Annotated in this window: 26 protein-coding genes; 10 read left to right on the forward strand and 16 right to left on the reverse strand. The window is 72.2% G+C overall.

What is annotated here, in order from left to right; all coding sequences use genetic code 11:
• The first annotated feature begins 129 nt into the window (after nt 1-129).
• Nucleotides 130-297 carry a hypothetical protein gene (locus AB0K05_RS11605; RefSeq protein WP_364228620.1) on the forward strand — a complete coding sequence of 56 codons (168 nt, stop codon included), beginning with the start codon at nt 130-132 and terminating at the stop codon, nt 295-297.
• Here AB0K05_RS11605 and AB0K05_RS11610 read toward each other — a convergent pair.
• A complete protein-coding gene (locus tag AB0K05_RS11610; protein ID WP_364228622.1) occupies nt 287-997 on the reverse strand; it encodes a SpoIIE family protein phosphatase in 711 nt (236 codons plus the stop codon). The genes AB0K05_RS11605 and AB0K05_RS11610 overlap by 11 nt on opposite strands.
• Nucleotides 998-1234: 237 nt before the next feature.
• Between AB0K05_RS11610 and AB0K05_RS11615 the strand changes: the two genes are divergently transcribed.
• Genes AB0K05_RS11615 through AB0K05_RS11625 form a run of 3 tightly spaced genes read left to right on the forward strand, consistent with a single transcriptional unit; the run spans nt 1235 to nt 4166 of the window.
• Nucleotides 1235-2389 carry an ATP-binding protein gene (locus AB0K05_RS11615; RefSeq protein ID WP_364228624.1) on the forward strand — a complete coding sequence of 385 codons (1155 nt, stop codon included), beginning with the start codon at nt 1235-1237 and terminating at the stop codon, nt 2387-2389.
• On the forward strand, nt 2386-3507 hold the full coding sequence (locus AB0K05_RS11620) for a hypothetical protein (protein WP_364228626.1): 1122 nt from the start codon (nt 2386-2388) through the stop codon (nt 3505-3507). Before AB0K05_RS11615 ends, AB0K05_RS11620 begins: the two co-directional genes overlap by 4 nt.
• Nucleotides 3477-4166: a response regulator gene (locus AB0K05_RS11625; protein WP_148033243.1), complete on the forward strand. Its 690-nt coding sequence runs from the start codon at nt 3477-3479 to the stop codon at nt 4164-4166. The genes AB0K05_RS11620 and AB0K05_RS11625 overlap by 31 nt, the downstream gene beginning before the upstream one ends.
• On the opposite strand, the gene AB0K05_RS11630 is transcribed toward AB0K05_RS11625, so the two are convergent.
• Complete coding sequence (locus AB0K05_RS11630) at nt 4133-5761, reverse strand: amidohydrolase (protein WP_364228628.1); 1629 nt, start codon at nt 5759-5761, stop codon at nt 4133-4135. The genes AB0K05_RS11625 and AB0K05_RS11630 overlap by 34 nt on opposite strands.
• Before the next feature lie 18 nt (nt 5762-5779).
• Nucleotides 5780-7054, reverse strand: a complete 1275-nt coding sequence (locus tag AB0K05_RS11635) for an MFS transporter (protein WP_246641233.1) — start codon at nt 7052-7054, stop codon at nt 5780-5782.
• Between the two features lie 125 nt (nt 7055-7179).
• Between AB0K05_RS11635 and AB0K05_RS11640 the strand changes: the two genes are divergently transcribed.
• Both AB0K05_RS11640 and AB0K05_RS11645 read left to right on the forward strand, forming a co-directional pair.
• Nucleotides 7180-8655, forward strand: coding sequence for a PucR family transcriptional regulator (locus AB0K05_RS11640; protein WP_364228630.1), 1476 nt, complete (start codon nt 7180-7182; stop codon nt 8653-8655).
• Nucleotides 8656-8791: 136 nt separating this feature from the next.
• Nucleotides 8792-10075, forward strand: a complete 1284-nt coding sequence (locus tag AB0K05_RS11645) for a PHB depolymerase family esterase (RefSeq protein WP_364228632.1) — start codon at nt 8792-8794, stop codon at nt 10073-10075.
• Between the two features lie 164 nt (nt 10076-10239).
• On the opposite strand, the gene AB0K05_RS11650 is transcribed toward AB0K05_RS11645, so the two are convergent.
• From AB0K05_RS11650 to AB0K05_RS11660, 3 genes are all read right to left on the reverse strand, one after another.
• Entirely contained in the window at nt 10240-11094 is an 855-nt protein-coding gene (locus tag AB0K05_RS11650) for an alpha/beta hydrolase (RefSeq protein WP_364228634.1), read from the reverse strand.
• Between the two features lie 71 nt (nt 11095-11165).
• Nucleotides 11166-11795 (reverse strand): helix-turn-helix domain-containing protein, encoded by a 630-nt coding sequence (locus AB0K05_RS11655; RefSeq protein ID WP_364228636.1) that lies wholly within the window; start codon nt 11793-11795, stop codon nt 11166-11168.
• A 55-nt stretch (nt 11796-11850) separates the two neighbouring features.
• Entirely contained in the window at nt 11851-12732 is an 882-nt protein-coding gene (locus AB0K05_RS11660) for a class I SAM-dependent methyltransferase (RefSeq protein ID WP_364228638.1), read from the reverse strand.
• A gap of 112 nt (nt 12733-12844) precedes the next feature.
• Between AB0K05_RS11660 and AB0K05_RS11665 the strand changes: the two genes are divergently transcribed.
• Nucleotides 12845-14224, forward strand: a complete 1380-nt coding sequence (locus tag AB0K05_RS11665) for a pyridoxal-dependent decarboxylase (RefSeq protein WP_364228640.1) — start codon at nt 12845-12847, stop codon at nt 14222-14224.
• On the opposite strand, the gene AB0K05_RS11670 is transcribed toward AB0K05_RS11665, so the two are convergent.
• On the reverse strand, nt 14221-15342 hold the full coding sequence (locus tag AB0K05_RS11670; RefSeq protein WP_271276971.1) for a cobalamin-independent methionine synthase II family protein: 1122 nt from the start codon (nt 15340-15342) through the stop codon (nt 14221-14223). The genes AB0K05_RS11665 and AB0K05_RS11670 overlap by 4 nt on opposite strands.
• 199 nt (nt 15343-15541) lie before the next feature.
• On the opposite strand from AB0K05_RS11670, the gene AB0K05_RS11675 reads away from it, so the two are divergent.
• Nucleotides 15542-16405: a hypothetical protein gene (locus AB0K05_RS11675; protein WP_271276972.1), complete on the forward strand. Its 864-nt coding sequence runs from the start codon at nt 15542-15544 to the stop codon at nt 16403-16405.
• 74 nt (nt 16406-16479) lie between these two features.
• Nucleotides 16480-16857: a peptidase inhibitor family I36 protein gene (locus tag AB0K05_RS11680; RefSeq protein WP_271276973.1), complete on the forward strand. Its 378-nt coding sequence runs from the start codon at nt 16480-16482 to the stop codon at nt 16855-16857.
• Nucleotides 16858-16895: 38 nt separating this feature from the next.
• Here the strand turns inward: AB0K05_RS11680 and AB0K05_RS11685 are convergent, their stop codons facing one another.
• The 5 genes from AB0K05_RS11685 to AB0K05_RS11705 form a co-directional block, all read right to left on the reverse strand.
• Nucleotides 16896-18164 (reverse strand): cytochrome P450, encoded by a 1269-nt coding sequence (locus AB0K05_RS11685; RefSeq protein ID WP_219551206.1) that lies wholly within the window; start codon nt 18162-18164, stop codon nt 16896-16898.
• 1 nt (nt 18165) lies between these two features.
• A complete protein-coding gene (locus AB0K05_RS11690; RefSeq protein WP_148033233.1) occupies nt 18166-18366 on the reverse strand; it encodes a ferredoxin in 201 nt (66 codons plus the stop codon).
• Complete coding sequence (locus tag AB0K05_RS11695) at nt 18363-18980, reverse strand: helix-turn-helix domain containing protein (protein WP_271276974.1); 618 nt, start codon at nt 18978-18980, stop codon at nt 18363-18365. The genes AB0K05_RS11690 and AB0K05_RS11695 overlap by 4 nt, the downstream gene beginning before the upstream one ends.
• Nucleotides 18981-19338: 358 nt before the next feature.
• Complete coding sequence (locus tag AB0K05_RS11700) at nt 19339-19923, reverse strand: DinB family protein (protein WP_271276975.1); 585 nt, start codon at nt 19921-19923, stop codon at nt 19339-19341.
• 126 nt (nt 19924-20049) lie between these two features.
• The gene (locus AB0K05_RS11705) at nt 20050-20991 is read right to left on the reverse strand and encodes a TIGR03620 family F420-dependent LLM class oxidoreductase (protein WP_271276976.1); all 942 of its coding nucleotides are present in this window, start codon (nt 20989-20991) and stop codon (nt 20050-20052) included.
• An 86-nt stretch (nt 20992-21077) separates the two neighbouring features.
• On the opposite strand from AB0K05_RS11705, the gene AB0K05_RS11710 reads away from it, so the two are divergent.
• Entirely contained in the window at nt 21078-21641 is a 564-nt protein-coding gene (locus AB0K05_RS11710; protein ID WP_364228645.1) for a helix-turn-helix domain-containing protein, read from the forward strand.
• 145 nt (nt 21642-21786) lie between these two features.
• Here the strand turns inward: AB0K05_RS11710 and AB0K05_RS11715 are convergent, their stop codons facing one another.
• From AB0K05_RS11715 to AB0K05_RS11730, 4 genes are all read right to left on the reverse strand, one after another.
• Entirely contained in the window at nt 21787-22644 is an 858-nt protein-coding gene (locus AB0K05_RS11715) for a DUF1731 domain-containing protein (RefSeq protein ID WP_364228647.1), read from the reverse strand.
• A gap of 385 nt (nt 22645-23029) precedes the next feature.
• The gene (locus AB0K05_RS11720) at nt 23030-23401 is read right to left on the reverse strand and encodes a hypothetical protein (RefSeq protein ID WP_364228649.1); all 372 of its coding nucleotides are present in this window, start codon (nt 23399-23401) and stop codon (nt 23030-23032) included.
• A 328-nt stretch (nt 23402-23729) separates the two neighbouring features.
• Entirely contained in the window at nt 23730-24092 is a 363-nt protein-coding gene (locus tag AB0K05_RS11725; protein WP_364228651.1) for a nuclear transport factor 2 family protein, read from the reverse strand.
• 323 nt (nt 24093-24415) lie between these two features.
• The gene (locus AB0K05_RS11730; RefSeq protein ID WP_364228653.1) at nt 24416-25459 is read right to left on the reverse strand and encodes a DUF5937 family protein; all 1044 of its coding nucleotides are present in this window, start codon (nt 25457-25459) and stop codon (nt 24416-24418) included.
• Nucleotides 25460-25486: the final 27 nt, after the last annotated feature.

Raw genomic sequence — 25486 nt, forward strand, 5'->3', positions numbered from 1 at the left:
GCCGCGCACGCGCACTGGACCAGGCTGGCGCACGCCGCGCGGGCGCCGAAAGGGCTGACGGCGCTGCGGTCGGCGCTCGGCCCGCCGGCCCGTGAGGGCGAGCGGCCGGTCGGCAGCCTGACGTGCGAGGTGGCGTGCTGGGCGCTGCCGCCGTGGCCGGAGCTGGAGTTCGAGGTGCTGACCGGGCCCGGCGGCGCCCCGCACCACTGGGCGGCCGACTTCCGGCACGACGGCGCGACCTACCGGGCCCGCTTCGGGTACGGCCTCTACCAGGGCAAGGAACGCGTCACGCGGTGACGAAGTCGGCGACGAGCACCGTGGCGTCCTCCGCCGGCTCCACCACCGACATCTCGTCGTACAGCTGATCCAGGCAGGACGCCGGGGACCGGCCGTCGGCGAACAGGGCGGTCATCCGCTCCGCCCCGAGCGCCGTGACCACGCCGTCGGTGACCACCACGATGCGATCGCCCTGGTGGAGCGGCACGCTGCCGACCTCCGGTTCGGCCGTCCCCACCGGGCCGTCCCCGTGCGTCGTCAGCCGCCGCGGCCGCCCGCCCTTCGCGCAGTACCAGATCGCGCCGCCGCCGACGTGGGTGTAGCGCAGGCGCGGGCGCTCGCCCGCGTCGAGCACGATCAGGTCCAGGCCGGTGGCCCGCTCCGCCAGGGCGAGCTCGTCGCGGGCCGCCCGCGCGCAGCCGCCCAGATCCTCCTCTTCCGTACCGGCCGTCTGCGGCCGTGCCGCGACCACCGCGCCCAGGGCCAGCGCGGCCGCCGTGTGACCGCGCCGGCCTCGCCCCCCTCCGTCCGCCACCGCGATCAGCCGCTCCTGGATCACGTAGACGTCGGACGGACGGCCGTTCGAGCCCTCGTACGTGCCGCCCGCTGCCGACAGCCGCGGCCGTGCCACCGGAATGCCCGGTGGCCACGGCCCCCGCCTGCCACGGACCGCCATCACCGACAGGCAGGAGATCAGGATCGAGATCGAGATGAGCGTCATTGAGGTCCCCCCTCGGCCGCAGTGATCGCGACAGGGATCAGTACACGCCGCCCCGCCCGGGGTGGCATGACGGTCGATCAGCCGTCATGCCGCAGGGGGCGCGGACGGTGGAAGGTGCGGGAGTGAGACAGGCCCGAGGAAGGCTGCCATGCGATCCATGACCGCGCACCCGGCCCGCCCGCGCCCGGTGCGTTATCGTGAGTGCCGACTTGTGATCTCGTCGCGGGCGGACGGGCGATGGCTCACCTCGGTTCCACGCGCTACGACTCGGCGGCCAGGCAGCTGGAGCGCACCGCCGCGCGCACCGCTGCCGGCGCGCGCGGTGTCATCGGCCTGGTCGCGGCCGTCGCCGCGGCGCTCGGGGCCGCCCCGCCGGTCTCCGCGGCCTGGCTGGCTCCCGCCCTGGCGGCCGAGCTCGGCTGGACCGCCCTGTTCCTGTGGCGGATGTGGCGCGGCACGCGGCTGCCGGCCTGGCTCGTGGCCGGCGACGTGGCGATCACCGTGGCGCTCTGCCTGGCGCAGCGTCACCTGGTGGCAGGGGAGGCGCTGGCCGGCGGCGCGAGCTGGGTCGCGGGGCTGGTCACGATGACGATCATCGTGCCCGCCGTCGTCTGGCGGCCCGCGGCGGCCGTGCCCACCGGCCTGGTCGTCGCGGTGGCGTACCTGGCCGGGATGCGGCTCGCCGACCCGGGGCAGGACGTGACCGTCTCGCTCGGCATCCACCTCGTCCAGGTGCTGGCCATCGCGGTGCTGATGACGCTGCTGCGCCGCTCCGCCGCCTCCGCCGACGGCTTCCTGCGGGAGAGCGCCAGGGCCGACGTCGCGCTCATGGTCGAGCGGCTGCGCCGCGAGGACGAGCTGAAGCAGGTCGGCAGCGTGCACGAGACGTCCCTGCACACCCTCACCATGGTCGGACTGGGAACCTACGACGGGCCCTCGGCCACGCTGCGCGAGCAGGCGTCCCACGACCTGTCCGCGCTCGACCGGCTGCGCGACACCCCCGGCAGGGAAGGCGTGCCCATCGCCCTGGACGCGCTGCTCGACGAGGTGGCCGGGCGCGCCACCGGGCTGCGGGTGCGCAGGCGGCTCACCCACGAGACCGTGCCGGGCGAGGTGGCCGAGAGCTTCGCCCGCGCCGTCGCCGAGGCCCTGTCCAACGTGGCGCGCCACGCCGGCGTGCGCGAGGCCGAGCTGACCTCGCGCAGGAGCGGCGGCGAGATCCGCGTGGAGGTCGCCGACCACGGCCGCGGCTTCGACCACGACCGGCTGCCGCCCGACCGGTTCGGCGTGCGCGGCTCCATCCTCGACACCATGCGCGCCCTGCCCAACGGCGGCGCCGACATCACCTCCGGCGGCGACGGCACCCGGGTCACCCTCTGGTGGCGGCCATGACCGGCGACATCGAGCAGGTCGCGCGGCGCTACGCCCGCTACACGGCGATCGGCGCCGTGGTCATCGCCGGCGTCTGGCACGTCGGCTACGACCTGACGGTCACGGTCACCGGCTGGCACGACTTCCGCTGGCCCGTGCTCGCGGCCGTCGCCTGGGTGGTCTACACCGCCGTCGGGGCCGTCGCCGCCGTGGCCCTGTTACGCGGCGCCGAGCCGTCCACCGCGGGGACGGGCCTGCTCGTGGCCGCGACGCTGGCCGTGGACGTCGCGGTCATGCTCGCCTGCCACCCGCGCGACCTGCTCGGCACCATCGACTGGGGGTGGGGCTCGGTCGGCTGGGTCGGCGTCATGCTGCTGTGGAACCGGCCGCGCCGGCGGGCCGAGCTCATCGCGTTCCTGGCGGCGAACGCCGGGCTCATGCTCGCCGCGATGGCCGTCACCGGCACGTTCGACCGCGTCTCGGTCGCCAAGTATCTGGTGGTCGTGGCCGGCAGCATCACCCTGCAGCTCGGCTACAGCGTCGGCTGCCACGCGCTGCGCGCCAGCGCCGAGGACGCGGCGCTGCTGGCGCGGCGGCTCGCCGCCGACGACGCCTGGCGGATGTCCGCCCAGCGCATCCACGCCGACCGGCTGCGCCGCTACGCCGCCATCCGCGACGTGGCCGAGGACCTGCTGGAGCGGCTCGCCGACGGCGCCGACCCCGGCGACGCGGGGGTCCGCGAGGAGTGCACGGCCGGCGCCCTGCGGCTGCGCCGCCTCATCACCGAGCGCGAGGACGTGCCCGACGCGCTGGTGACCGCGCTGCGCGAGCGCATCGACGCGGCCGAGCGGCGCAAGGTGCTGGTGACGGTCCCGCCGTTCGGCGGCACGCTGCCCGACCTGGCCGACCGCGTACGCGAGGACCTGCTCAGAGTGCCGCTCCAGGCGCTGGACGGGGCCAGGTCGCGGGCCAGGGTCACCGTGTCGGCCATGTCGACCATGGTGAGCGTGGCCGTCGTGGCCGACAACGACGACCTGCCCGTCAGCCCGGCGCCGGTGCGCGAGGCGAGCGGGGTCGTCATCACCTACCAGCGGCAGGGAGGGGAGGTATGGGTCAACAGCATCTGGCAGGCCCCGTGACGGTCGCCCTGGTCGAGGACCACCAGGTGGTGGTCGACGGCGTCCGGTCCTGGTTCGGGCAGCCGGGCCCGGTCACGCTCGTCGCCCAGGGGCCCACCATCGAGTCGGTCCGCGGCGTCCACGCCGACGTGCTGCTGCTCGATCTCAACCTCAACGGCACCATGATCGTCGACCGGATCGGCGACCTGTGCGAGGGCGGGCAGCGGATCATCGTCTTCTCCGAGCACGAGGAGCCGGAGACGGTCCGCGCCGTGCTGGACGCGGGCGCCTCCGCGTTCATCGGCAAGGGGCGGGCCACCCGCGAGTCGTGCGTCGAGACCATCCTGGAGGTGGCCGCCGACCGGCCCAGCGTCACCCCGCCGATGGCGCAGGCGATCGCCACCGACGAGAGCCCGCACCGGCCCCAGCTCTCCGACCAGGAGCGGCTGGCCCTCCTCTACTGGTTCCAGTCCATGTCCAAGGCGTCCGTGGCGGCCCGGATGGGCATCAAGGAGCGCACCGTGCGGCAGTACATCGACCGGGCCAGGGTCAAGTACGCGGCGGCCGGCCGGCCCGCCCCCACCAAGGAGAAGCTGCTCATCTGTGCCATCCAGGACGGCCTGATCAGCCCGGGGGAGGTGGACGTCTACACCTCGCTGGCCGCCCGTCCCGACCGGTAGGCGATCCGGCCGCCGAGCATGGTCAGCCACGCGTCCACGCCGGACAGCTCGTCGGCCGGCAGCGACCGGACGTCCGCGTCGAGCACCACCACGTCGGCCAGCTTGCCGGGGGCGAGCGAGCCGATCACGTCCTCCATGCGCAGCGCGTACGCCGCGTCGACGGTGTGCGCCCGCAGCGCCTCCTCCAGCGTGACGGCCTGCTCGGCGCCGATCGGCCCGCCCTCGCGGGTCCGCCGCCGCACCGCGTTGGAGACCGTCTCCATGGGCCGCAGCGAGGAGACGAACGAGTCGCTCGACAGCACCGGGCGCAGCCCCGCGTCCAGCTCCTCGCGCATCGGCTGCAGCCGGTGGGCCCTCCTGTCGCCGAGCCGGCGCACGAAGTCGGTGCCGCTGTCGTACAGGAAGTTGGGCTGGTTGACCGGGATGACGCCGAGTGAGGCGAACTCGCGCACCTGCGCCGGCGTGGGGTGGCCGCAGTGCTCGATCCGCGGCCTGGCGTCGTCGCCGGACACCGCGACCGCGGCCTTGAGCGCGTCGAGCGTGTAGCCCATCGCCCGGTCGCCCTGGGTGTGCACGCCGACCTGCCAGCCCGCCGACGCGGCCCGTCGCACCAGGTCGACGAGCTCCTCCGGCCGGTGGTAGAGCGTGCCGGTGAAGTCGTCCCCGTACGGCTCGTCGAACATCGCGGTGCCGCCCAGGAGCGTGCCGTCGCAGTAGAACTTCATCGCGCCGAACCGCAGCCGGTCGTCGCCGAACGGGCCCGCCAGGCCGATCGAGGTCAGCTCGTCGAGCATGTGCGACAGCGGCATGACCACCGTGCGCACCGGCAGGGTGCCCGCGTCCCAGGCGGACCGGTAGATCTCCAGCTCGCGGCGCGACACCTGTGGGTCGCACACGGTGGTGACGCCGGCCTTCAGGTACGGTTCGGCGGACATCTCCAGCCAGGAGCGCAGCTGCTCGCGCGGCAGGTCGACGTGGAAGTTCGGGCCGTGGCAGCCGATGTCGACGGCCACGGGCAGCAGCAGCTCCATGGCGGAGTCCAGCACCATCCCGGTCAGCCGGCCGCCCTCGTCCCTGACGAACGCGCCGCCCGCCGGGTCGGCCACGTCCTCGCCGATGCCGCGCCAGGCCAGCGCCGCGGAGTTCACCACGGCCTGGTGCCCGGAGACGTGGTAGACGATCACCGGGTGGTCGGTGGTGGCCTCGTCGAGCTGCCGCCGGGTGGGCCGGCCGCCGGGGAACTTCGCGTCGTCCATGCCGTACGCGCGGATCCACTGGCCGGCCGGGGTCCTGGCCGCCTCGGCGGCGATCCTGGCCACCAGGTCCTGCGCGCTGCCCACCCCCGGATAGCGGGCGTCCACCGCCACCAGCGACTCCGCCGTGGACAGCAGGTGGTTGTGCGGGTCGATGAACCCGGGCAGCACGCTGCGCCCGCCCGCGAGCACGACCTCCGCGCCCGGCCCGGCCGCGGCCAGCACCTCGGGCTCCCGCCCGACGGCCAGCACGCGGCCGTCGCGCACGGCCACGGCGTCCGCGGCGGGGTTCGCCGGGTCCATGGTGATGACCTTGCCGCCGGTGATGACGATGGTGGACACGCGAGTCTCCTTGCGGGATCAGTGGGTGGCCGGGGCGGCCGGGGCGGGGTCGCGGTAGCGGGGCGCCACGGCCAGGCAGATCGCGCTCAGCGCGCACATGCCGACCAGCATCGCCACGGCCGGCCAGGCCGCGCCGCCTGCCGCGCCCACGAAGGCGGTCGCGACGATCGGGGACAGGCCGCCGAAGATCGCGCCCGCGCCCTGGTAGGCCAGCGAGATGCCGGTGTAGCGCACCTGCGGCGGGAACATCTCGGACAGGATGGCCGCCATCGGCCCGTACGTCCCCGAGGTGGCCAGCCTCATCAGGCCCAGCATCGCGAAGATCAGGAACGCGTTCTGCGAGCCGAGCACCGCGAACTGCGGCACGGCCAGCGCGGCGGTGATCACCAGGAAGAAGACCACGACCTTGCGGCTGCCCAGCCGGTCGCCCACCCAGGCGATGGCCAGCGTGGCCACCAGCTCGACGAACGCGGCGAAGCTCAGACCGCTGAGGATGAGCTGCTCGGACGCGCCGACCGACTCGCCTGTCGCGTACGCCAGCAGGAAGGTGGTGAGGATGTAGTAGCCGCCGATGGCGACCGGCAGCGTGCCGATGCCGAGCAGGACCGACCGCCACGAGAGGCGGAACACTTCCTTGATCGGCGTCGCGGCCTTCTCCACCTTCTGGAAGACGGGCGACTCCTCGACGCGGAGCCGGATGAACAGGCCCACGAACACCAGCACGGCCGAGACGATGAACGGCACCCGCCAGCCCCACGTGTGCAGCACGTCGTCGCCGAGCAGCGTGATGAGGCTGAACGCGCCGGTGGCGAGCAGCGCCCCGGCCGGGTTGCCGAGCTGGGCGAACCCGCCGAAGAAGGTCTTGCGGCCCTCCGGCGCGTGCTCGACCGCCATCAGCACGGCCCCGCCCCACTCGCCGCCGACGGCCAGCCCTTGCACGAAGCGGAGCACCACCAGCAGCAGCGGCGCGAGCGCGCCGATGCTCTCGTACGTGGGCAGCACGCCGACCGCGAAGGTGGCGACGCCCATCATGACCAGCGTCACCACCAGCGCCGACTTGCGGCCCACGCGGTCGCCGAAGTGTCCGAACACGATGCCGCCGAGCGGCCGGGCGAAGAACCCGACGGCGTAGGTGGCGAACGACGCCATCAGGGCGACCGTGGGGCTCGACGCGTTCGGGAAGAAGAGATCCCCGAAGACCAGCGCGGCCGCTGTGGCGTAGATGTAGAAGTCGTACCACTCGATCGTGGTCCCGACGAAGGCGGCGCCGGCCGCTCTGTTGGCGCGTTTCATGGGGTCCTCCGGGGTCATCAGGGGGTGCGATGACGATATGCGCAGGTCACAGCACCGGCCCCCGGGACAAATGGCACCGTTGGCGATGAATTAGAGTGCGGTATGCACCTTGCAGAGGATGCGTCATGGCCCTGACCGTCGCCCAGGCGATGACGCTGCCCGGGATGAGCATGCGCCTGCTCGCCGGACGGGCGGGGCTGGGCCGGGAGGTCCGCTGGGCGCACGTGTCGGAGCTGGCCGACCCGGTGCCGTGGCTGCGCGGCGGCGAGCTGGTCCTGACCATCGGGCTCGGCCTGCCCGGCGACGCGGAGGGGCGGCGCGCGTACGTCGAACGGCTGTCCGTCGCGGGCTGCGCGGCGCTCGCGTTCGCGCTGGACGAGGCGATGACGGAGGTGCCGCGCGACGTCCGGGACGCGGCCGACGTGTGCGGGCTGCCGGTCCTGGAGATTCTCACCCCGTTCGTCGCCGTGACCGAGGCGGTCGCCCGCTGGCACGCCGACGAGCGGGTGCGCGGCGAGCGCAAGGTCGTCGCCGCCCAGGAGGCGACGGCCAGGGCCGCGCTGACCTCGGGCACGACGGGCATCCTGCGCGCGCTGGCCGAGCACGCCGGCGGCGAGGCGCTGCTGCTCGGCCCGCACGCCGAGCCCGCCGCCGCCAGCCCGGAGGGGGAGCGGCCGTGGCACGCCCGCGCCGTGGAGGCGGCCGGCCGCGCGGCCCCGCGCAGCGCCGGGGTGCTCGACGACGGCATCCAGGCCGTCCAGGTGCAGAGCCTCGGCTTCGCCGGGCCGCCGATCGGCTGGCTGGCGGTGTGCACCGCCTCGCCGCTGGACTGGCACGTGCGGATGCTGGCCAACCAGGCCGCCTGCCTGCTCGCCCTGGAACTCCTGGGGGTGCGGGCCGGCCGGGTCAGGGAGCACGTCCAGCGCGGCCGGCTGCTGTCGGCCGCGCTCGACGGGGTGCTGCCCGCACCCGCGCTCGGCGAGCTGTGCCAGGTCGCGCCGCCTCCGTACGAGGTCGTCCTGGTACGGGAGGAGATCGCCCTTGAGACGGCCGTCGAGGCGCTCGAAGAGGTGGCGGCCGGCTCCCATGCCTTCGTCTGCGCCCGGCCCGAGGGCACGCTGTTCGTGCTGCCGGAGGACGGGCGGCGGCGCGGCGGCGACCTGTGCGGCCTGCTCGGCGCCGCGGGCGGCGGCTGCCGGGCGCACCGCCTGGACGAGCTGCCCGCCGCCGTCCGGCACGCGGCCGGGCTCGCCGCGCTCGGCGGCTACACGCACGTCGACGACCTGGAGCCGTGGGCGCTGCTGCGGGAGGCGATCGTGCCGGACGCCGCCGGCCGCTTCGCCGCCGCGGTGCTCCGCCCGCTGCGCGAGCACGAGGAGCGGCACGGCGGTGACCTGATCGCGTCCGTGCGCGCCTACTTGGAGTCGGGGGAGAACCTGGAGACCGCCGCCCGCCGCCTGGGCGTGCACCGCAACACGCTGCGCCGCCGGCTCGCCGCCGCCGAGCGCGTCTCCGGCCGCCCGCTGTCCGATCCGGACCACCGGCTGCAGATCTGGCTGGCGCTGTCGCTCGCCGACCTGGTCCCGCCGGGCCGGCCATGAAAGTTTCTTGCCGTTGCTAGATCGTCTGCGCATGTCAGAGGGCTGACCTGCTGAGGGCGGGCGCGCCGCCGGTTGCTCGACAAAAAATTTCGGCTCACCATCGAAATGTTTCGACCCCCCGATGGGAGAGGTGCGGATGAGAGCACGTCACCGTATAGCCGGAGCCGCGGTCGCCACCGCCCTCTTGGCCGTCCTCGGCCTGGTCCTCGCCGCCCCGGCCTCGTCGGCCCAGCTGGTGGAGGTCACCGGATTCGGGACCAACCCCACCAACCTGCGGATGCACCTGTACGTGCCCGACGGCGTGGGGTCGCGGCCGCCGGTGCTGCTGGCCGTGCACTACTGCACCGGCTCGGGCCCCGCCCTGCACTCCGGCACCGAGTTCGCCTCGCTGGCCGACCGGCACAAGTTCATCGTCGTCTACCCGTCGGCCACCAGGAGCGGGGCCTGCTTCGACGTCTCCTCGCCGCAGGCGCTGCGGCGCGACGGCGGCAGCGACCCCGTCGGCATCATGTCCATGGTCCGGTACGTCCACCAGCGCCACGGCGGCGACCCGGACCGCACCTTCGTCACCGGCGTCTCCTCCGGCGCGATGATGACCAACGTGCTGCTCGGCGACTATCCCGACGTGTTCAAGGCCGGCGCCGCCTACATGGGCGTCCCGTTCGGCTGCTTCGCCACCACCGACGGGTCGAGCTGGAACAGCCAGTGCGCCAACGGGCAGATCGTCAGGACGCCGCAGCAGTGGGGCGACCTCGTCCGCGCCGCCTACCCCGGCTACGCGGGCCCCCGGCCGCGCATGCAGATCTGGCACGGCACCGAGGACAGCACGCTGCGCTACCCCAATTTCCAGGAGCAGATCAAGCAGTGGACGAACGTCCACGGCCTGGGCCAGACGCCGTCCTCCACCGACACGCCGCAGGCCGGCTACACCCGCACCCGCTACGGCGGCACGGGCGGCACGGCCCCGGTCGAGGCGATCAGCCTCCAGGGCGCCGGGCACGACCTGCCCAGAGGCGGGATGGCCGCCGAGACCATCCGCTTCTTCGGCCTCGACTCCGGCGGCGGCCCCACCTCCACACCCACCATCACGCCCACCGTCTCGGGACCCTGCCAGGTCGGCTACACCATGAACACCTGGAACACCGGCTTCACGACCGCCGTCTCCATCACCAACAGGGGCACCTCGCCCGTCACCGCCTGGTCGCTGGCCTTCACCCTGCCCGCCGGCCAGACGATCACCGGCGCCTGGAACACCACGATCACGCCGTCGAGCGGCCAGGTCACGGCCACCAACGCGCCCTACAACGGCACCATCGCCCCCAACGCCTCGGTCACCTTCGGCTTCCAGGCCACCCACGCCGGCAACACCGCGAAACCCTCCGCCTTCACCCTGAACGGGGCCGCCTGCGCGGTCCAGTGAGTCCCCGGGACGCCAGGAGGATGACCGCCCGGCGAGGCGGCGCGCGGGTCACCACCGGGGGTGACCCGCGCGCCGGCCGGACAGGCGGCAGGCGCGATCTCCGGGAGCCGTCCGGGCCCTCGACCGCCGGTGCAGCGGGCGATCGAGGGCCCGGCGGTGTGCCGCTACCCGGCTCCGAAGAACCGGGTGATCGCCTCGGCGAGCGCTTCTGGATGGGTCAGCGGGGCGGCGTGCCCGGCGCCGGGGATCTCGCGCATCCGGCCGTCGCGGACGTGACCGGCCACATGCCGTGCGCCCGCGCGGTAGAAGGCCATGGTGCCGGACCCGTACAGGACCAGCACGGGAGCGGAGACCGCGCCCAGCACGGCCGGGTCCTCGACGGTGGGACCTCCGGACGACTCCACCTGCCCGAGGAGGCTGAGCAGGTGCGGGACGTATCGGCCTGCGGCCTCGAAGTAGCCGGCCTCCTCGGCGACGGCGAGTTCCTCGTCGCCGAAGGGCCCGCCGGCGAACGCCCGGATCGCGGCCGTCACGTCGCCTCCGGCGGCCAACTCGCCCATGCGGGCGATGGCGCCGACGATGACGGCTAGCTCCCGCTCGTCCATCAGACCCCGCATCGGAGGCTCCAGGAGGGCCACCGCGTCCACCGCGCCGGATCGCGCCGCCGTGTCGGATCGCGGCGTGCCGGACCGCGCCGCCGCGCCGAGCGCCAGGTTGGCGCCGGCGGACCAGCCCACCAGCCCGGCCGGTTCGCCCAAGCTGTCGACGTAGGCGAGGACGTCGTCGACCTGCCTGCCCGGGCTGAGGTCGGGGTGGTCGCCGCTGAGGCCGCGGCCGCGCATGCTCGGCAGATGGCAGGTGAACCGGCCGGTGAGGTGTCCCACCAGCCGGCCCCAGTCAAGGTCGCCGTCGCCGATGGCTCCGTGCAGGAACACGAGCGGCCGCCCCCGGCCGTGCACGGTCCCGCCGATGGTGACGCCGTCGGTGGTGGTGACGTGGTGCGTGCGCTGTGTGCTCATGGCAGGCTCCGGCGTTCAGGCGAAGTAAACAGGTTTACTTTAGCCGGGGCCTCTTCAATAAGTAAACACGTTTACTTTCTGGTGTCACCGTGCAGCAGCGCCCGCACTCCCTGGCGGACGTACTCGACCACCTGCTCGGGCGGCGCGGTGGCCAGCCGTCCCTCCGGGGACGCCCACCGCATCACCCGGATCCCGGCGAGCAGCGCGGCGGCCAGCTCAGCGCGCAGCCGCGGGTCGTCACCCGCCGCGACCGTGGTGAACGGCCCGACGACGGTGGTCTCGGCGTAGTCCCGCACCTCCTCGGGCAGCTCCACCTGACCAGGGGTCCCCCCGAGGAGCCGCCAGACCGTGAGCAGGTCGTCCAGGGCGAGCGGGCTCTCCGAGCCGGACCCGTACAGCTCGGCCATCCGGTCCGGCAGCTCCTCGGCCGGCACGTCCAGCTGCCCGAACATGGCCGAGTCCGCGGCCGCCATGGCGAACAGCCCCGCCTTGGACCCGAAGTAGCGGTACACCAGGGCGACGTTGACGCCGGCGTCCGCGGCGACGTCCCTGACGCTGACCGCCTCGTAGCGGTCACCGGCGAACCGTCGGCGGGCCGCCTCCAGCAGCGCCTGCCGCGTCGCGGCGGCATCGCGGCGTCGCCGCGGCGCCGCCGCGCCCTCGGGGGTCTTCTTCTCCGCCGCCATCTCCGTCACCACCATGACTCGACGTCAACGGCGGTAACGCTAGCGGACACCCGCCGGGCCAGGAGGGTCGTCAGTCCGCCTGGAAGTGCCAGATGACCATCGAGGACAGGCCGGCGCTCGCGGCCCTGGCCGCCTCCGGGGCCAGGTCGGTCAGCACCCACGGCCACACGTCCCAGGGACCGAGCGCCTCGGCCGGGGCGGGCGGCGGGCCGTCGTCCGGCTCCGGCGTCAGCTCCTCGCAGCGGCGCGGGCGCAGGCCGGCGGCCAGGGCGGCGCGCAGGTAGTCGCCGATGCCGTGCCGGTAGGTGGTCACGCGGCCGGGACTGCCGTCCGGCAGGCGCACGGGCGGGACCACGCCGCGCGCCACGCTGTCCGGGTGGATGTCGGAGAGCACCACGTGCCCGCCCGGCCGCAGCACCCGGGCGAACTCGGCCAGCACCGGCCCGAGCGCGGGCACGTGCGTCAGCGCGAGCGAGCAGGTGACCAGGTCGACGGCGTCGTCGGCCACCGGCAGCCGGTCCAGGTCGCCGGGCAGGAACTCGCGGCCGGGCGCCTTCTTCCGCGCCAGCGCCAGCATCTCCGGCGAACTGTCCACGCCCCGCACGCGGTGGCCGTACCCGGCGAGCAGGGCCGTGAGCCTGCCGGTGCCGCACGCCGCGTCCAGGGCCTCGCCCGCCGGGATCGCGCCGAGGATCTCGTGGAGGATCGGCTCGTCGAGGTCGAAGGCCGCGTTGGGGCCGTCGTAGGTGGCCGACCAGATGCGGTAGCCCGCGACGGGGTTCACGCGGGCGACGTCCACGGCGGCGTCGGCCAACCGCGGGTCATCCAGAAATCTCCGGATCTCGGCGATGCGCGCCTCGGTGAACTCGCGTCCGTGCGCGCCGGTGAAGGCCCGCAGCAGCGCCATGCCCTCGATGCCGAGCAGGTATCCCAGGGGATTCTCGTGAATCATCGCCCGCCACGCTAAGCCCCAGCCTCCGGCGTCCGCCACGGATTATCCGTTCCGGGCCACTTGCCGGTGATTGGCCGGATACTCCCGGCGGCCCCGTCCCTACGCTGGGGCCATGGACCCGCGACTCGACGACGATCTCGTACAGCTGCCCGACCTGCTCAAGGAAACCCAGGAGCACGCCGTACGCCTCCTGGAAGGGCTGGCGGAGCGGCCGGTGGCGCCGCCGCCAGGGCGGCGCGAGCCGGTGGCGCTGCCGGAGCGCGGCGAGGGGGCGCGCGGTGCGCTGGAGGCGTTCGCGCGGCGCTGGGAGCCCGGCTTCTCGGCCAGCGCGGGCCCCCGCTACCTGGGGTTCGTCACCGGCGGCAGCACCCCCGCCGCGCTCGCGGGCGACTGGCTGACCGGTGCGCTGGACCAGAACGTGGTGGGCGACCTCGACTCGGCCGCCGCCGGCCTGGAGCGTGAGACGGTCTCGTGGCTGCGCGAGTTGCTCGGCCTGCCGGTCGCGTACGAGGGCGCGTTCGTCAGCGGCGCCACCATGTCCAACGTCACCGGACTGGCCGTCGCCCGCGAGTGGATCGGCGAGCGGCGCGGCGTCTCGGTCGCGGAGCAGGGGCTCGCCGCGCTCGGCCCGGTGCGGGTGCTGTCCGGCAGCCCGCACTCCAGCATCGGCAAGGCGCTGTCCGTGCTCGGCCTCGGCCGCTCGGCGCTGCGGCGGGTCGAGCCGCTGCCCGGCAGGGAGGCGGTCGACGTGGACCGGCTCGCCGAGGCGCTGCGCGAGCTGGACGGGGAGCCGGCGATCGTGGTGGCGAACGCCGGCACGGTCAACACCGTCGACTACGACGACCTGCGGGCCATCGCCGCGCTGCGCGAGCGGCACCCGTTCTGGCTGCACGTGGACGCCGCCTTCGGCGCCTTCGCCGCCCTCTCACCTGAGCACGCCCACATGGTCGACGGGCTCGGCGAGGCCGACTCGATCTGCGTCGACCTGCACAAATGGCTGAACGTCCCGTACGACAGCGCCGTCCAGCTCACCCGCCGCCGAGACCTCCAGGCGCGGGTCTTCCAGAACTCCGCCGCGTACCTCGGCGCGGTCGGCGACGACCCCGACTTCGTCCACCTGACCCCGGAGAACTCGCGGCGGCTGCGGGCGCTGGCGGCCTGGTTCACGCTCGCCGCGTACGGGCGCGAGGGCCACGCGGAGATCGTCCGGCGTGACGTCGCGCTCGCCGCCCGGCTCGGCGAGCGGCTGGCCGCCATGCCCGCCTACCGGCTGCTCGCCCCGGTGCGGCTCAACGTCGTCTGCTTCACCGTCGCCGCTGACCCGTCCCGCGCCGACGAGGTGGCGCGGGCGGTCGCCGCGTCCGGCGAGGCGTTCGTCACCCCCACCGTGTACGCCGGCGTGCCCGCCCTGCGCGCCGCCTTCTCCAACTGGCGTACGACCGAGGCCGACGTCGAACGGGTGGCCGAGGCGCTGGCACGGGCGGCCGGCTAACCCCACACCAGCCGGGCCGTCCGCGCGACCAGCTCCAGCTTGCGCCGCTGGTCGTCGACGGTGAGCAGGTTGCCCCTGGAGGTGGAGGCGAACCCGCACTGCGGGCTGATCGCCAGATCCTCCGGAGGCACGAACGCGGCGGCCTCGTCGATGCGGCGGCGCAGCTCGTCGGGTGACTCCAGGACCGGTACCTTGGACGAGACGAGCCCGAGCACCACCGTGGTCCCCCGGGGCACGAACCGCAGCGGCTCGAAGCCGCCGGCCCGCTCGGTGTCGTACTCCAGCAGGAACCGGTCCACCGGGACCTCGCCGAACAGTCGTTCGGCGACCGGCTCGTAGCCGCCGCTGGACATCCAGGCGCTGCGGTTGTTGCCGCGGCAGATGTGCATGCCGACCGTGACGTCCGGGTTGATCGCCTTGGTGGCGCGGACCAGCTCGGCGTCCACCGCGATCGTGGCGTCCAGCAGCACCTCCGGGGGAGGGGCGGCGGCGCCGAACATCCGCATGCGGAACCCGGGGTCGATCACGAAGTTGTAGCCCAGCGAGTCGAGCTGGATCCACCGCACGCCGAGCCTGATCAGCTTCCTGATCTCCTCGATCCGCAACGCGACCAGGTCGCGCATCATCGCGCCGGGGTCAGGGTAGGCGTCCGCGCTGATCTCCGGCCGCCACAGCAGGTTCCCCATGGACGAGCTCATCATGGTGATCTTGAAGGGGCCGGGCGCGTGCCGCATCAGGAAGTCGGCCTCGGCGGCGGTGAGGTGCTTCTTCTGGGTGAGCCGGGCGTTCGCGGCCACCATGTCGAAGGAGGTCTCGTCGGGCGGCACCGGCTGACCGTCGCCTCTGAACCAGGCCGAGTTCGTCACCTCGGCCGGCACCACTCCGCCGAGCGACTCCAGCAGGCCGGCCATCCAGGTCGCCCGGCGCATCTCGCCGTCGGTGAAGACCTCGATCCCGGCCTCGCGCTGCAGGTCGATCGCGGCCAGCGCCGCGTCCTCCGTCAGCTTCGCGAGGGTCTCCTCGCTCAGCTCGCCGCGCCGGTGCGCCTCACGGGCCCGCAGCAGCTCGGGCGGCCGCAGAAGGCTGCCGACGTGCTCGGCGTGATGGGTGGTGGGCATGCGTTCCTCCCGGTTCGTCAGGTGGAGCGTCCGCCACCACTTTCCGCCCGCCGCCCCGGATCGTCCACCCGTTCCCACGAGATCGCGTCCTCATCTGCGCCTTTTCGTCAGGACGCAATGGTGTGGCCTCATCTTCACCTCCTGGCACAAGCTGTGGAGCGGGGGAGATCCACTCGGGGGCTTGAGGGGGAGCTGAAACGTGGCTTCGGACGACGGGGGAACCAGAACCATCCGTGACCGCTTCGTACCGCTCGCCGCGGCGGCATGCCTGCTGTCCCTGGCCGCGTGCGCGGCGGAGCCGGAGCCGCCCCTGGACCCGGGCCTCCGTCTCGACCAGCGGCCACTGGTGCTCCCGCTCGACGCCTATCACGCCTCCCCTGAGGAGGAGGCCGTCGTCCTGCGGGCCCGGACCGAGCTCTTCCGCGGCTGTATGGCGAGGCTCGGCTTCACGGCGCCCACGGGCGCCCCCGCCACGGGGATCGACCGCAACCACGAGCGCTATTTGCTGGAGGACGAACGACTCGCCAGGACCCGCGGCTACCACCCGTCGGAGGCGTCGCGGGCCGGGCCGCAGCGGGCGCCCGACCCGGGCTACCTCGCCGCGGCCAACGGCACCGGACGTCCCGGCGCCGCCGTCCCTCCCGGAGGGTGCGAGGCGGAGGCGCACGACCGGCTGATCCCCGTGCCCGCCGCCGAAGCGATGCGGCGCGTCACCGACCTGAAGGGGTGGAGCTGGGAGCGCTCGCTGAGCGACAGCCGGGTGACCGGCGTCTTCGCGGCCTGGTCGTCGTGCATGGCCCGGCTCGGCCATGACTATCCCACGCCGCGGGCGGCGAACAACGACGTCGCGTTCAGAACCGACCGGCCGACTCCCCGGGAGATCGCGACCGCCGTCGCGGACGTCCGGTGCAAGCGGCAGACGGATGTCGTCCGCACCTGGGCGGCCGTCGAAGCCGCCTACCAGCAGCAGGCGATAGCCCGGCACCTGGACGAACTGCGGGAAGGGAAGAAGGCGATCACCTCCCTGGTGGCCGCCTCCCGGGCGATCGCGCGGCAGCGCTGACGGCTCCCGCCCTCATGCTCCCGGACCGGGGCTCTCCCGTTCCGGGCCCACCAGAAAGAAAGGCATCACCACCGATGAAGCGTGTCACGCGTTCTGTCGCAGCCCTGGCCATGCTCGGCGCGGCGGCCATGGTCACGACCGCCACCCCGGCCGCGGCAGCCGCCTGCACCGACGCCGTCTGCGTCTACGAAGGGCGGGGCGGGACCGGGACTGTCGCCGGGTTCACCACCGCCGACAACAACTTCTCCAACAACAAGTTCCTCAACGGCACCAACGTCAACGACCGGATCTCCTCCATCAGCGTGGCGACCAACCGCAACGCCGCGATGTTCTACACCGATTCCTACTGGCGTGGCCACGCGCACCGGATCGAGAATTTCGGGCACAGCCGGCCGCACGACGCCGTATGGGACAACCAGTACAGCTCGTTCCGCTATGTCGTCATCGACTGAGTCCTGACCCGGCCGGTGCCCCGCTGGGGCACCGGCCCTCAGCCGATGCGGACCGGCAGCGAGCGCGGCCCGCGAACCTGGCCCGAGGCCCACCGCACCGCCTCCGGGTCGGCCAGCGAGAAGGACGGGATCCGCTCCAGCCACACCTCCAGGGCCACCCGCAGCTCCATCCGGGCCAGGTGGGAGCCCACGCAGCGGTGGATCCCGAGACCGAACGCCGCGTGCCGGTTGACCTCGCGGTCGATGACGACCTCGCCCGCCCGGTCGAACTGCTCCGGATCACGGTTCGCCGACGGGAACGACAGCAGGATCCAGTCGTCCGCCTTCATGTCCACGCCCTGCCAGGTCATGTCCTCCTTGACCAGCCGGGCCATCGTGACCGGCGCGTATGCCCGCAGGAACTCCTCCATCGCCGTCGGCAGCAGCCCAGGCTCGGCCACCAGCCGCTCACGGTCGGCGGGGGTCTTCGCCAGGTGCCACAGCGACGCGCCGATCGCGCTCCACGTGGTGTCGATGCCGGCGATGAGCAGCAGCGCCATGGTGCCGGACACGTGCTCCGGCTGGAGCTTCTGCCCGTACAGCTCGGCGTCGATCAGGTACGTGGTCAGGTCGTCGCGCGGGTTGTCCAGGTGATCGTGGATCTGCGCGTACAGGTAGTCGAAGAGCTCCTGGAAGTTGGCCATGCGCTCTTCCGGCGGCAGGTTGACGCCTTCGAGCACGTTCTCGATGAACACCCGGAACCGCGGCCCGTCCTCCGGCGGGAAGCCAAGCATGTCCGAGATGACCCGGATCGGGATGTGCTGCGCGTAGTCGGCGGCGGCGTCCACCACGTCACGGCCCTCGAACGCGTCGATGAGCGAGTGGCAGTACGCCCGCGCCGCCGCCTCCCGCCTCGACACCGCGGTCTTGGTGAACGCGGGCAGCAGCAGCTTGCGCGCGTCGTGGTGGAACGGCGGGTCCGAGGAGATCGGCGGGGTGCCGCCCACCGGCGCGAGCTCTCGCGGCGGCCGGAAGTTGCTCATGACGATCGACCGTGAGGAGAAACGCTCGGTGTCGTACGCGACGGCCGCCACGTCCTCGTACCGGGTCGGCAGCCAGCCGCCGCCGAACCGGCCGGTGTGCGCGATCGGGCAGCGCTGGCGCAGGTCGTCCAGGATCGGGTACGGGTCCGCCGCCCACTCCGGCTCCAGGTGCGAGAAGTCCGTCGCCCAGTCCTCGACGGGACCGGTGATGATCTCGCTGCGGGTGCCGAGGGCCTCGTCCTCCTCCTCGCGAAAGTCCCGGGTGAAGCGGTCGTCGACGCTCATGTCAAGCCTCCTCCGATACGGTGATCGCGTTCTCCGGGCAGTTGGAGACCGCCAGACGGGCCGTACGTTCCTCGCCCGGCGGCACGACGCCGTCGCCGATGACCGTCCCGTAACCCTCGTCGTCCTCGCCGAACAGACCGGGCGCGATGTCGTAACAGCGGCCGTGACCTTGGCAGCGCTCGGGGTTGATCTGAACTTTCACGGTGTCGAATCCCTTTTTATGGTGTCTTCGGCGGGCGCGAGACCGTGGACGACGCGGGCGAGCAGCGCGGCCCACTCCGCCTCGTCCACCGCGTGCAGGTCCGGCGGGACGAGCGCGCTGCCGATCGCGAGCAGGAAACAGAAGTGGGCCAGAGCCTCCGGCGACAGCGCCGGGTCGAGCTCGCCGTCACCCTGGGCGACGCGCACCAGCCCGGCGATCCAGTCGGCGCGCTCGCCGACGTAGTCGCGCGTGGGCGTGGCCACGTCCGGGTCGCGGCGCGCGGCGACCAGCGCCTCCACGAGAAGGTAGCCGGGGGCGTCGCGGCGGCGGGGCAGCCGGCGCCCGATGGCCAGCAGCAGCTCGGTCGCCGACCGGTCCGGATCGTCGGCGAGCAGGTCGGCCAGCATCCGGCTCGCGTGCGCCCGCAGCGCCGCCACCAGCAGCTCCGCCTTGGAGCCGAAGTGGGCGTAGAGCGCGCCGTTGCTCACCCCCGCCGCGGCGGCGATGTCGGCCACCCGGGTCCCGTCGTACCCGCGCTCCGCGAACACCTCAGCGGCCGCCCGGAGCAGCCGCTCACGGGTCTCGGCGGCGGTGACACCGGCGATACGCCCCATGCACGAATTAAAAGACCGTTCATTTGATTCGTCAACGGGTGCCCGCTCGCTGGTTCCTTGTTGTCTGACGCGCTCGCAGATGGCAGACAGGCACGGGGGATGTCAGAGGACCTGACAGCAGGCCCGCCGGAGATGTCCTGCCGCATCGCATGGCCCGAACGCGAACACGGCTACACCAGTGCCAACCGCCTTGTCTTCGCGACGGCACCGCGCTGACACCGAGCATGCTTCTGATCGCATGGGCTGTGAACGATCGTTGGGGGAATGAGAGTTCTGGCGTTTAAGTGATCTTGCTGGTGGGGGGCGGAGATGAACCGTGGCTCCCACCCTTGGCGGGGCCACGGTGGCGCGATTGTGGTTAAGCCTTCATTGGTGCGGCCGCCCTGGCGACCTGCTCGATCTTCGCGCGGTAGGCGGCGCGGGCTTCCTCGTCGATCTGCTTCTCGTGTTCGGGGCGCATCCCGGTCCGGCCGTCGAGGCCTTCGCGCAGGATGTCGGCGTGCCCGGCATGCCGGTTGGACTCGCCGAGGACATGGACCATGACGGCGAACAGGTTCGTGTTGGGATAAGGCTCCGGCCACCACGGCACGTGGCCGGGGGCGTCGAGGGGAAGCTCGACGATCGTCGCGTCCGAGTGTTCCCACGTGCGCCGATAGAACCCGATGATCTGATCGCGGGTCTCGTCCTCGGTCGCCCACAGGTCGCTGCCGTCGGAGTCCTGCCACCGAGGCAGGGGTTCCGGGGATGGGCGGTCGAAGACCTCGCCGAAGTACCGGGCCTCGACGCTGGCCACGTGTTTGACCAGGCCGAGGAGGTTGGTCCCGGTCGCTGTCAGAGGTCGGCGGGCGTCGTATTCGGACAAGCCGTCGAGTTTCCAGAGCAACGCCTCGCGGTCCCGCCGCAGTCTCCCGTGCAGATTGTCTTTCGCGAAATCGTCGATCATGGCTCACGATTCTGTCAGGCTGCGCCGGTGGGCTCAGGTTGCGAGCTGCCTGGCGTCGGCTCCGTCAACCATCGCTCACGGCCACATCGCGGACACGCGTCGAAGCACCGCCTGTGGGAGTGCCTCTCAGTTGATCGGGACGGCGGCGGAACCGGCCGAGCGCCGCGTGAGGTGTGCGAGCCGACGCCACTGGTCGAGTGGGAGGGTGACCGGATCGGTGGGCAGCGCCTGAAGGCACACATGGTCGGCACCTGCTGCCAGGTGAGCGCTGACCCGCGCCATGATCTCATCGTCGCCGATCGCCACCAGCGCGTTGACCAGGCGATCGCTTCCGCCATCTGCGAAGTCGGCGTCGTCGAACCCGAGCCGCTGCCAGCTCGCCCGGTACGGTGCGCCGGGAAGGTAGCCGGCGATGTGGGCGCGCGCCCTGGCCCGCGCCTCGTCGGCGCTCACTCCGGTCACCACGGCTTGTTCGACGATCAGGGCACGGTCCGGCCCCAGCACCGCGCGGGCATGGGCTGTGTGTTCCGGCGTGACCAGGTAGGAGAACGCGCCGGCAGACCGGTCCCGCGCCAGTTCGAGGGCCCGGGGGCCCAGCGCGGCGAGCACCCGGGGTGCCTGGGGCGCCGGACCGCTGTCGACCGCGGCCAGTTCGAGTAGGGGATCGGGCTCGTCCAAGTGGTCGAGGTGTTCGCGCAGCTTCGTCAGAGGCCGCTCGTAGCGCAGGCCCAGCACGCCCTCGACCAGCCGGGCGTGGGACGTGCCGAGTCCCAGCACGAACCGGCCGGGATGAGCGTCGAGCAGCGCCCGCGACTGCGACCTGATCACTCGGGGGTGGCGCCCCCAGATCACCGCGATGCCCGTTCCCACGATCAGTGAACGGGTGGCCTTCAGCAGTGTGGACGCCTCCATGAACGGGTCACGGACCAGCCCTTCGCTCAGCCACAGTGCGCGGTAGCCGAGAGTCTCGACCTCGGCGGCGACCTCGGCGGCCGCAGCCGGTGACCGTAGGTCCATGCCGGGCACCCACAGTCCCACTGCGCCGATGAACGGCAGCGTCGACTTCATGAACGAGCTCCTCGCTAGAATCCGGAGTATCGCTCCGGATAATACCGGAGCGCCACTCCGTTACAACTGGGAGAGGGAACGACGTGATGACCGGAAGCCCCCGACGCAGTGACGCGCGCCGCAACCGAGCTCGTCTGATCGAGGCGGCGACTGCGCTCTTCGACGAGGTCGGCGTCGACACGGCCGCGATGAACGACATCGCCCGCCGCGCGGGTGTGGGACCGGGCACGCTGTGGCGCCACTTTCCCGACAAGGAAGCGCTGACGGCCGAAATCGTCGGTCAAAGCCTGGACAGCCTCGCCGCGCTGGCCATCGAACTGCTCGACGAGCCGGAATCGCGAGACATCCTGCGTGAGTGGGTCTCCGCCCTCGTGCGGCACATCACCCGGTACCGCGGGATCGCCACCAGTTACGCGCGGGCAACGCGCACGGGGGAGGGCCCGCTGGGCGCCCGCTGCCTGGCCGTCGAACAGGCCGCCACCGAGTTGCTGCGCCACGCACAAGCCCGCAGCCAGGCACGAACCGACCTGACCGGCTCCGAACTCATCGAGATGGCTACGGCCGTCGCCTGGGTCAACGAGACGACCGCCCCGCCAGACACCGCCGAACGCCTCCTCGACCTGCTCTTCGAGGGCCTGCGTCCACGCTGAATCGCATTCGACGAGGCCGCCGGGTGCAGCGGCGCGCCTGGTGACGGTTACAGCGGCTCAGCGCCAAGCCCCGGTTCGACTCGGGAGATGATGACGCCCTGGCCCGGCGGTCGGCGGCCACGAAGTCGCTGGAGAAGCCGAAGGCTCACATGGTGGATCCAGGCCCGCCGCGCAGGCGGCGCACGAGGTCGTCGGCGGCCTCAGGCCACTGCGGGTAGTCGAAGGCGAAGCCCGCTTCGAGTAGGCGGCCGGGAACGACGCGGCGGCTCTTCAAGAGGAGTTCAGTGTCCGAGCGCAGTGCGAACGCGCCGAGTTCGGCCATCCGCTTTGTTGCGGGCAGGCCTACCGGGACGCCCCGCGCGGCGCGCAGCACGCGCATGAACGTGCGTTGCGGCAAAGGAACGGGAGCGGCGAGGTTCACCGGCCCGGCGAGGTCGTCCCGGTCGATCAGGAACTCGACGGCGCGGACGAAGTCGCGGTCATGGATCCAGGACACGTACTGCGCGCCGCCGGCGACCGGGCCGCCAAGTCCGAGGCGCGCGAGCCGCAGCAAGACGTCGAAGACGCCGCCAACGCTGTAAGCCCAGTATCCTGGCACGCCCGGTTCGGTGCCGCCGAGCACGCCGGTCACCTCATCGTTGGGGGCGTCGAAGCGGTGGGCGTAAATGGTGGCGGTGCTCATCTGCAACCAGACTTGGGGAGGCCGTGAGGCGGCCGCGACCGCCTCACCCATCACCCGGGCGGAATGCACCCGCGAATCCATCATCGCCCGCAGATTGTCCGGTGTGTAGCGACAGTTGACACTGCGTCCAGCCAGGTTGATCACGACGTCGCTGCCGTCGAGTTCCTTCGCCCATGGGCCAAGGGTCTCGGCATCCCACCGGACGTCGCGATCGCGCACGGGCCGCCTGGTCAGGATCACCACGTCATGGCCTGCGGCGGTCAGCGCACGACTGAGAATGGTGCCTACTTGCCCGGTCCCCCCGGATGTCACGACTTTCATCCGGCTTCCCCCAAGGTGAGTGGGACGAGCCTAGCGCGGCTGGCTGAACACGTTCATAGGGGCTCATTGCCGCGACCCGGGGAACCACCGTTGCCTGTGACACACCGTGGTCTCACATCACCACGTGCCCCATCGTGAGCGCCGCCTGGTCGGCTCGTCCACGCTTCGGTCAGGCTGCAGCAGACACCATCGCCGCGTCCAGACAGCGTTTTCTGGCGGCCTTGAAGATGACAGTCCGTCACGCCATCTGGAAGTGGACATGACAGCGGGCCATCGGAGTTGAGTGGAACGGACGCCCGCCGTGGACGATGGTCGCCCGCCTGCCGCAGGTGGAGCCGCTGCCGGACGCCGGCCCCGCCGAGCCGCCGACGCTGTCCTGACCCGCTCAGCGGCCGTGGAGGAAGTATCGAGCCGGGACGAACAACTCGTGCCCGCTCATGAAGCGTACCCGTACCCCCTCCGGCGTCCACGCCGTCTCCGCGATCTCCTTGCCGGCGTCGATGACGGACGTGTGGACGTTCACCCAGTGGCCGTATCCGAAGCCGGGGTCGCGGCCGACGACCAGCAGGTGTGTCGCGTCCCCGAACAGCGTGTCCCTGCGGATCAGGCCCAGCTGGTGCGCCGAGTCGTCCTCGTACGTCACTGTGGAGGGCTGCTCGCTCCGGTACACCACCTCCGCCCTCGGCCACTGACCGGCAAGCATGATCGCGACACCGGCGAGAAGTCCAGCCAGGAGCAGGGAGAGGTTCTTGACCATGCCCTCATGTCTACCGTCGGTCGCATGGATGGGCCCAGGGCCGCTACAGCCAGGATGCCACTTCCCCAGCGCGATGATCAACGGACCCGGACGCTGCGGCAAAAAGTGCCTGAAGATGCACGTCGACTTCCGGAAGTGCTATGGAGGAGGGTGTCTCTGATCCCTCTTGCTTTGATCCTTTCGTGCACGGGCCGGAGCCGGGATACCAAGATCTAGTCCTTGATCTTGCCGGGATGGCCTGGTTTCCAGCGTCGGCCCGCCCCCGGGGCGGTCGAACCTCGCCGGCGACCATCCGGCTGGCCGGTCGTCGGACAACGTGTCGGTGATGTCAATCGGTCGTGCCGGCGTGCACGGCGATGATTCGCCAGCCGTGCGTCTCGTCGTACAGCCACGTACGGGTGTAGCGCATCCTGGCCGCGAACGGCGCACCGGAGACGGTCCCTTCGACGGTGCCGAGAAACCACGTCACCCCGGTGTGCCCATCGGCGAGCACGGTCAACTCCTCCTCGGCCACCTTCGTCAGCACCTGCGTCCGAGTGCGGTGCAGCTCCAGGTCGTCCGCCTTGGTCGCGACGTTCGCACCGGAGGTGAAGATCAGCCGATCATCCAGCAGCCGATCCAGCGCCTCGACATCTCCAGCGAGCTGCGCGGCCTGGAGTCGGCGCTCGGCGTCCCGCAAGTCCTCCATCATGAGGTCCACCCTCCCAGCCGGCGCCGTATCCGCGCCGGGACGTTCACGCTCGGCTGATCTTCGCAGTCCGACCCAGGGACTCCGATCGTCGGTGAGCGGGTGGCGGGTTCGAACCCCGGCAGGACTTCACCCCTCGCCACACGGCTCGCGGGACACCCGCTTCCGGCCAGCCGCTGGAGCCGAGATGCCCCGGCTTGCACGGCCGGGGCATCAAACCTTCGATTCGCTGCTTCCAGACAGTTGTCTGACGGCCTTGCAGATGTCAGTACGGCACCAGAGATGTCAGTAGGCACGTGTATCGCAGGAGGTTCGGGGCCTGGTCGTCAGTGGGCGCGGGGTGGGTCAAGGACTTCGGCGATTCCCGCCCGTTCGTACTCGTGACCGCTCGGTATGGGACTCGCGTCGCCGGCGAGTAGCGTCTCGGCGACGGCCGTACGGGCATAGAGCACATATCTCCCCGTGCGGTGCGCGCTGGCCAATCCGGCCCTGCGGAGAGCGGTGAGGTGCTGGTTCGCGCCTGGTTCCGACAGGTCGAGGCGGGCGGCCAGTTCCCTGGTCGAGGCGGGCTGGTCGAGTTCGGCCAGCAGTCGGGTGCGGGTCCGGCCGAGCACGGCGGCCAGCGCCTGTGGCGGGTCGCTCTCGCGGTGCTCCCAGAGCGTCGCGACGCCGCGCGGGGGGTAGCGGATCGTGGGCTGCCAGGGCGGGGTCGTGATGGAGAAGACGCGCGGCCAGGTGAACACCGATGGCACAAGCAACAGTCCCAGGCCGCCTAGCGGGCGCACACCTTCGCAGACCGTCTTGGGCAGGCGCAGTGTCTCTCCCTCCCAGGTCACGGCGGGGTCAAGGTCGCTGAGCATGCGCCGCAGGCCGCCCTCGGCCAGCAACCTGGCGCGGTAGAGCACATCGCCTTCGAGCAGGGCCCGTACGCGCGGCCAGTAGGGCGCGATGGCCGCTTCCCAGTAGCTGCGGATCTCCTCGGCCAGTCGTTCGAGGCCGCCCACGGGGTCGGCGTAGAGCTCTTGGAGTGCTCGGGTGCGCGGACCGTCCCAGACGTCGAGACCCTCCTGAACCAGGGGTGCCATCGCCGCCATCCCGGCCAGCTCGACCTCCAGGTCGGGCACGGAGGTTGAGGGCGGCGGGCAGACGAAGCCGACGATCGAGATCGTCGGCACCGGCACCAGGTCGGACAGCAACCGCCAGTCGACATCGGCGAGCCGCCGCCGCACCCGTTCGGCCCAGGGCTTCAGTACGGCATGCGCGGCCGGATCCTTCACCACCCGCACGCTGGCGACGACCTCCCACAGAGGAGAAGCCGCGAAACGGACATTGGCCGCATCCTGTGCGGTGAACGTCAGCTCAAGGCCCATCCGATTCGTCCTCTGCTTAATCAATAG

This window comes from Nonomuraea sp. NPDC049486 (assembly GCF_040676925.1).
Taxonomy (GTDB): domain Bacteria; phylum Actinomycetota; class Actinomycetes; order Streptosporangiales; family Streptosporangiaceae; genus Nonomuraea; species Nonomuraea ferruginea.

What these genes read in the sequence shown, in the direction of transcription:
- AB0K05_RS11610 (WP_364228622.1), bottom strand. Translation starts at nt 997, where the DNA reads ATGACGCTCATCTCGATCTCGATCCTGATCTCCTGCCTGTCGGTGATG.
- AB0K05_RS11615 (WP_364228624.1), top strand. Translation starts at nt 1,235, where the DNA reads ATGGCTCACCTCGGTTCCACGCGCTACGACTCGGCGGCCAGGCAGCTG.
- AB0K05_RS11620 (WP_364228626.1), top strand. Translation starts at nt 2,386, where the DNA reads ATGACCGGCGACATCGAGCAGGTCGCGCGGCGCTACGCCCGCTACACG.
- AB0K05_RS11625 (WP_148033243.1), top strand. Translation starts at nt 3,477, where the DNA reads ATGGGTCAACAGCATCTGGCAGGCCCCGTGACGGTCGCCCTGGTCGAG.
- AB0K05_RS11635 (WP_246641233.1), bottom strand. Translation starts at nt 7,054, where the DNA reads ATGAAACGCGCCAACAGAGCGGCCGGCGCCGCCTTCGTCGGGACCACG.
- AB0K05_RS11640 (WP_364228630.1), top strand. Translation starts at nt 7,180, where the DNA reads ATGGCCCTGACCGTCGCCCAGGCGATGACGCTGCCCGGGATGAGCATG.
- AB0K05_RS11645 (WP_364228632.1), top strand. Translation starts at nt 8,792, where the DNA reads ATGAGAGCACGTCACCGTATAGCCGGAGCCGCGGTCGCCACCGCCCTC.
- AB0K05_RS11650 (WP_364228634.1), bottom strand. Translation starts at nt 11,094, where the DNA reads ATGAGCACACAGCGCACGCACCACGTCACCACCACCGACGGCGTCACC.
- AB0K05_RS11655 (WP_364228636.1), bottom strand. Translation starts at nt 11,795, where the DNA reads ATGGTGGTGACGGAGATGGCGGCGGAGAAGAAGACCCCCGAGGGCGCG.
- AB0K05_RS11660 (WP_364228638.1), bottom strand. Translation starts at nt 12,732, where the DNA reads ATGATTCACGAGAATCCCCTGGGATACCTGCTCGGCATCGAGGGCATG.
- AB0K05_RS11665 (WP_364228640.1), top strand. Translation starts at nt 12,845, where the DNA reads ATGGACCCGCGACTCGACGACGATCTCGTACAGCTGCCCGACCTGCTC.
- AB0K05_RS11670 (WP_271276971.1), bottom strand. Translation starts at nt 15,342, where the DNA reads ATGCCCACCACCCATCACGCCGAGCACGTCGGCAGCCTTCTGCGGCCG.
- AB0K05_RS11680 (WP_271276973.1), top strand. Translation starts at nt 16,480, where the DNA reads ATGAAGCGTGTCACGCGTTCTGTCGCAGCCCTGGCCATGCTCGGCGCG.
- AB0K05_RS11685 (WP_219551206.1), bottom strand. Translation starts at nt 18,164, where the DNA reads ATGAGCGTCGACGACCGCTTCACCCGGGACTTTCGCGAGGAGGAGGAC.
- AB0K05_RS11695 (WP_271276974.1), bottom strand. Translation starts at nt 18,980, where the DNA reads ATGGGGCGTATCGCCGGTGTCACCGCCGCCGAGACCCGTGAGCGGCTG.
- AB0K05_RS11700 (WP_271276975.1), bottom strand. Translation starts at nt 19,923, where the DNA reads ATGATCGACGATTTCGCGAAAGACAATCTGCACGGGAGACTGCGGCGG.
- AB0K05_RS11705 (WP_271276976.1), bottom strand. Translation starts at nt 20,991, where the DNA reads ATGAAGTCGACGCTGCCGTTCATCGGCGCAGTGGGACTGTGGGTGCCC.
- AB0K05_RS11710 (WP_364228645.1), top strand. Translation starts at nt 21,078, where the DNA reads ATGACCGGAAGCCCCCGACGCAGTGACGCGCGCCGCAACCGAGCTCGT.
- AB0K05_RS11715 (WP_364228647.1), bottom strand. Translation starts at nt 22,644, where the DNA reads ATGAAAGTCGTGACATCCGGGGGGACCGGGCAAGTAGGCACCATTCTC.
- AB0K05_RS11720 (WP_364228649.1), bottom strand. Translation starts at nt 23,401, where the DNA reads ATGGTCAAGAACCTCTCCCTGCTCCTGGCTGGACTTCTCGCCGGTGTC.
- AB0K05_RS11725 (WP_364228651.1), bottom strand. Translation starts at nt 24,092, where the DNA reads ATGATGGAGGACTTGCGGGACGCCGAGCGCCGACTCCAGGCCGCGCAG.
- AB0K05_RS11730 (WP_364228653.1), bottom strand. Translation starts at nt 25,459, where the DNA reads ATGGGCCTTGAGCTGACGTTCACCGCACAGGATGCGGCCAATGTCCGT.